At 41.4% G+C, this 3,641-nt stretch carries 4 protein-coding genes; all 4 read left to right on the top strand.

Going from position 1 to position 3,641, the window contains the following annotated elements; genetic code table 11:
• The first annotated feature begins 131 nt into the window (after nucleotides 1–131).
• Genes DWZ60_RS16715 through DWZ60_RS16700 form a run of 4 tightly spaced genes read left to right on the top strand, consistent with a single transcriptional unit; the run spans nucleotide 132 to nucleotide 3,183 of the window.
• Nucleotides 132–446 carry a relaxasome subunit MobC gene (locus DWZ60_RS16715; RefSeq protein WP_072522126.1) on the top strand — a complete coding sequence of 105 codons (315 nt, stop codon included), beginning with the start codon at nucleotides 132–134 and terminating at the stop codon, nucleotides 444–446.
• Nucleotides 446–817, top strand: coding sequence for a hypothetical protein (locus DWZ60_RS16710; protein ID WP_118188367.1), 372 nt, complete (start codon nucleotides 446–448; stop codon nucleotides 815–817). The genes DWZ60_RS16715 and DWZ60_RS16710 overlap by 1 nt, the downstream gene beginning before the upstream one ends.
• The gene (locus DWZ60_RS16705; protein ID WP_026076987.1) at nucleotides 774–2,495 is read left to right on the top strand and encodes a MobA/MobL family protein; all 1,722 of its coding nucleotides are present in this window, start codon (nucleotides 774–776) and stop codon (nucleotides 2,493–2,495) included. The genes DWZ60_RS16710 and DWZ60_RS16705 overlap by 44 nt, the downstream gene beginning before the upstream one ends.
• Entirely contained in the window at nucleotides 2,473–3,183 is a 711-nt protein-coding gene (locus DWZ60_RS16700) for a DUF6040 family protein (RefSeq protein ID WP_008369915.1), read from the top strand. Before DWZ60_RS16705 ends, DWZ60_RS16700 begins: the two co-directional genes overlap by 23 nt.
• The last annotated feature ends 458 nt before the right edge of the window (nucleotides 3,184–3,641 follow it).

Here is a 3,641-nt window from a genome sequence, read left to right as displayed (position 1 = left end):
TTCCCAAGAAACCGCCAAAGGTTCTATCAGACCGAAGCCATGATATACCTACACGCAAGAAGATTATACCATGTGCTTCTTCTGATACGCAACCGAGAACTTATGTTTGCAAAAGAAAGGGGAATGTAATCATGGCAAAATCAACAAAAAGTTATGAAGAACGAATGCTTGAAATGGAAAAGAAGGAACAGGAAAGCCTTGAAAAGGCGAAAAGATATGCAACACAGAAGAAAGAACTTCTGAAACGAAAGAAAGCCGAAGAAAGTAAAAAACGAACCCATAGGCTCTGTCAGATTGGCGGTGCAGTGGAATCCGTTCTTGGTGCACCTATTGAGGAGGAAGACATCCCAAAGCTGATTGGTTTTCTGAAAAGGCAGGAAGCCAATGGGAAGTTTTTCTCAAAGGCAATGCAGAAAGAAGCCAATACCGATATGGAGGAAGTGTAATGACGGAGGGGATGAGTTTTTCATTCCCTTCATTGCTTTTTCATGAAGGGCGCACTTATGGACAACCAGAGGTCGTCCCAATAAGTTTGCCACAAGTGGCAACCGGTCTGCGCTCACGCTTGCCGGGCTCGTTCCGTCGGCGGGGCTTTCAGCCAGACCTGCTCATGCCGCAGGAGGCACTCTTCGCCAGAGGGGCGCATTCCATGCAGACTGCTATGCGCAGGGCACTCTTACGCAGAGGGCGTTCCGGCAATGCTGCTTTTTCTAAAATTGAAAGCAATGTTGCCGGAAATCTATGCCGGATGTGCAGAAAGGAGGAATCCAGACATGGCGATTTTTCATTACACAATCAAAATAGTCGGACGAAGTAAAGGAAAATCTGTTATCTCCGCTTCTGCATATCTCAATGGGGATGTGATGAAAAACGAAGAAACCGGGAGTATCAGTTATTACACTTCTAAAAAAGAAGTGGTCTACACCAGTCTGATGATGTGCGAAAACGCACCTTCTGAATGGCAGATAGTACCAGAGGAAAATATAAAACGCTTTCAAAAGTCTGTCCGATACAAAAGGTCAGAAGATAAAGAAGCTGCTATAAAAAAATTTAAAATCACATTTCAAAAACAGAGGTTATGGAATGAGGTATTGAAGATTGAAAAAAGTGCGGATGCCCAACTTGGCAGGTCATTTGAATTTGCCCTTCCAAAAGAATGGAGCAGACAAGAACAGATTCAATATACAGCCGACTATATCCAAAAAACATTTGTGGATAAAGGAATGTGCGCTGATTGGAGTATCCACGACAAAGGGGATGGCAATCCTCATGTCCATCTGCTTCTGACTATGCGCCCTTTTAACCCGGATCATTCTTGGGGAAAGAAAGAAGTCAAGGATTGGGAATTTGTCAGAGATAAAAACGGAAATATCGTGATTGATGAATCCCATCCGAACTGGTGGCAGGATAAGAAAAACCCTGACCGTCATGGAATCCGTATCCCTGTATTAGACGAAAACGGAATCCAGAAGATTGGTGCAAGAAACCGCTTGCAATGGAAACGGGTGCTGACCGATGCTACTGGATGGAACAATCCAAAAAACTGTGAACTATGGCGGAGTGAATGGGCAAAGGTATGTAATGAACATCTGCCTTTGCAGAATCAGGTCGATCACCGTTCTTATGAAAAACAGGGAAAACTCCAGATTCCTACCATTCATGAAGGCGCTGACGCAAGAAAGATTGAACAAAAATTTCTTGCCGGGCAGGAAATAAAAGGTTCGTGGAAAGTAGCGGAAAATCAAATCATAAAACAACAAAACACGTTATTGCAAAAGATACTGGACACCTTTGGGAAAGTATCGGGTGCATTATCATTATGGAAGGAGCGATTAAATGACATTAGAAGAAAGCCGGGAAATTATACCCTTAATGGAATCCATGATTGGGCAAATCGAAGAACAGCAGACCTTAATGGCAGAAATGATTCTGGAAATGCAGAACCGGGACACCCAACTCTCTCTTATGCAGGAACAGAATCAGAAATTGCAAAAATTAAACAGCGAGTTATCCGGGCTGCTCAACATTTTGCCAAATACCGAGGAACTGCTTTCCAAGATGGAAGAACAGAAAACGAAGATAGAACTTTTGGAAAACGAAAATCAGCAATGGCAGAAATTGGCACAGAAGCTGAACAGCGAAAACAGTTTATTACTGAAACAGAACACCGAATTGCTGAACTGGAACAGCAGATAGAGAAAGGACGTGATATAGATGAACGAATCCAGAGAATTAAAGAACGCCGAACAGTTGGAAGAGCTTCTGCTCCTGACCGAGGAGATACAAGAAGAACTGGAACAGAAAGACCAGCTTATCGTGGAACTGAAGACGCAGCTCAACGAATCTCTGATCTTGAACGAGAAATTAAACAAAGAGAACAGAGCCGGGAATATTCAAGCATTAAAGAACGACTTGAAGCTGGCAGACAGAGCATTGCGGAACGAGAAAGAGAAGCTGCGAAGCGCAAACGTCATGATCGGGGAATATCAAAATAAAATACGCTGTTTAACACAACAACGGGATTATGCCCGGACACATCAGAAAATCGTAGAGATACCGGTAGAAAAGCCGGTACTCTATGAAAAATGTGAATCCTGTGACCGGACAGCCTATCAGAATGAAAAAGCGAAATACGGAACACAAAAAGAGCGACTTGCCGGACAGTATAAAGCAAAAACGGTAATGTTCCAAACAACCTTGTTCCTTCTTGCATGGTATTCGCTGACAACCACTCTTTTTCAGGCAGTACAGTCCGATGTGTTCCTTTCCGATTGTAAATCATTCTTCCATGATGCAGCGTCATTCCTACAAACTTTTATCGGTTGGACAATTGATGCCGGGCAATCTGTGGCACAGATTAGCACAAAAATTCCAAATCCTTTTATAGCCGGAATGGTATATTGGTTATTTCTGATATTGGTTGTCGGAATATGTGTGGCAGGGACAGGGATACTGGCGATACTGATAGAAATAAAGGTTATAGAATTATATAAGAAAAACTGTTGGGATGTTATTACTCTACTGATGATACTGACAAGTACTGCTGTCATCATTTATTTTGGAGAAGCAATTAAAAAAGCACTTTCCGTAAATCTTCTATTGCTTTTCGTACTTTCTCAGGGAGTATATCTTGGAATCAGATGTTATTTGAAAAATCGGTTAGGTACCAAGCAATATTGGTGAAAACATGCTAAAAAACGTATAATAGCAGGGGATAAAACATCGTCCCCTACTATTATATAAACAGCGAGTTTTACCCATCTCTCTCTTTTGAAAGATTCGCTACTTGTGGAACCGAGATATAAGGTTTCGCCTGTGTTCTTTGGTGTATCACTACCACATTTCTCTGTACCGATGTAATCTTTCTGCATACGGAAGCAAGAGATACAATATTCCTTATTTTAAAACATAATTACAATTCCTGTTTGACAAGAACGATCATCATAGAAGGATTGTATTTGTCCCCACTCATAATAATATTCGACGCCTGTCATACTCTTTTTACTGGGAGTACCTAAGCATTTCCTTAAAAACCTATTATTTTCTTCTTGCAACTTTTCTAAGACTGTACCATTCATTGTCTCATATTTCGTTAGAATACTTTTTGTCTGCTCGAACCCAATTCAATCTTTTTTTACTTT

This window comes from Blautia sp. AF34-10, assembly GCF_003477865.1.
GTDB lineage: Bacteria > Bacillota > Clostridia > Lachnospirales > Lachnospiraceae > Fusicatenibacter > Fusicatenibacter saccharivorans.
The sequence above is the reverse complement of the archived record's forward strand: the minus strand, read 5'-3'. Positions and strand labels throughout refer to the sequence as shown.